The sequence below is a fragment of the Salinicola socius genome (genome assembly GCF_001937195.1).
GTDB lineage: Bacteria > Pseudomonadota > Gammaproteobacteria > Pseudomonadales > Halomonadaceae > Salinicola > Salinicola socius.
This window is the reverse complement of the sequence record NZ_MSDO01000075.1, coordinates 1-766: the sequence shown is the minus strand read 5'-3', so window position 1 is coordinate 766 and position 766 is coordinate 1. Positions and strand designations below refer to the sequence as shown.

Annotated in this window: 1 protein-coding gene; it reads right to left on the bottom strand. The window is 67.1% G+C overall.

The window, feature by feature from the left end; all coding sequences use genetic code 11:
• Positions 1-766 (bottom strand): DUF2345 domain-containing protein (locus tag BTW07_RS18815; RefSeq protein WP_144077002.1); only part of this gene is annotated, 766 nt, incomplete at both ends.

The following is a 766-nucleotide window of genomic DNA, read 5'->3' as shown; positions in this document are numbered from 1 at the left end:
AGCTCGGGTTGAGTCCGGGTGAGACTCGTCGGTCCGCCGAAGTTGTGCTGCGCCCCCTTGAGATCCGCGGCACCCGGGCAGTGGACTTCGATGTTGCCGCCTTCGATGCGGATATAGCCGCCGCCGCTCTGCAGCAGGATGCCGTTCTCGGCATTGATTTCGATGCGGCCCTCGGTCGAAGTCACCTTGACGCCTTTCTCCGCGGTAAAGGCCATCTCGCCATCCTGCGCTTGCATCTCCACCTTGCCCCGCGCCGCGAACAGCTTGATGCCCGCCTTCTGCACGAACAGCGAGAGCTTCTCGGAGATCGAGGCGACCAGGCTCTTGCCGGTGGCGATGTTGACGTCTTCGCCGCTGGAGATGCTCAGCGATCTGCCCTGGGCCAGGTGGGTCGATTCCGGCGTGCTCAGGGTGATGCCCGCCGGGGAGGCCAGGTGCAGCCAGGGGGCTTTCATCCGCGCCGCTTCGCCCCGGCCGCCGCTGTCGGTGGCGCCACGGGCGTTGCTCTGATCAGCATCCGAAAGCTGTTCGCTGTTGCCGTAGCGGTCGTCGGCGTCGTCCCCGGCCTGCTTGAGGTTCTGGCGGCTGTCGAGGGCGTCGGCGTTGTGGTCCTGGGCACTCTGGCTGAGGCTGTCGCTGAGGTGGTAGGCGCTGTCGAGCTGCTGTCTGGCCGGGGTGAGGTCGAGCTGGTCGCCGCTGGCGCCGAGCTGGCCCCAGCTTGAGAGGTAGAGCCCCTGGTTGGCGCGGATGGCGCCATAGGCATCGG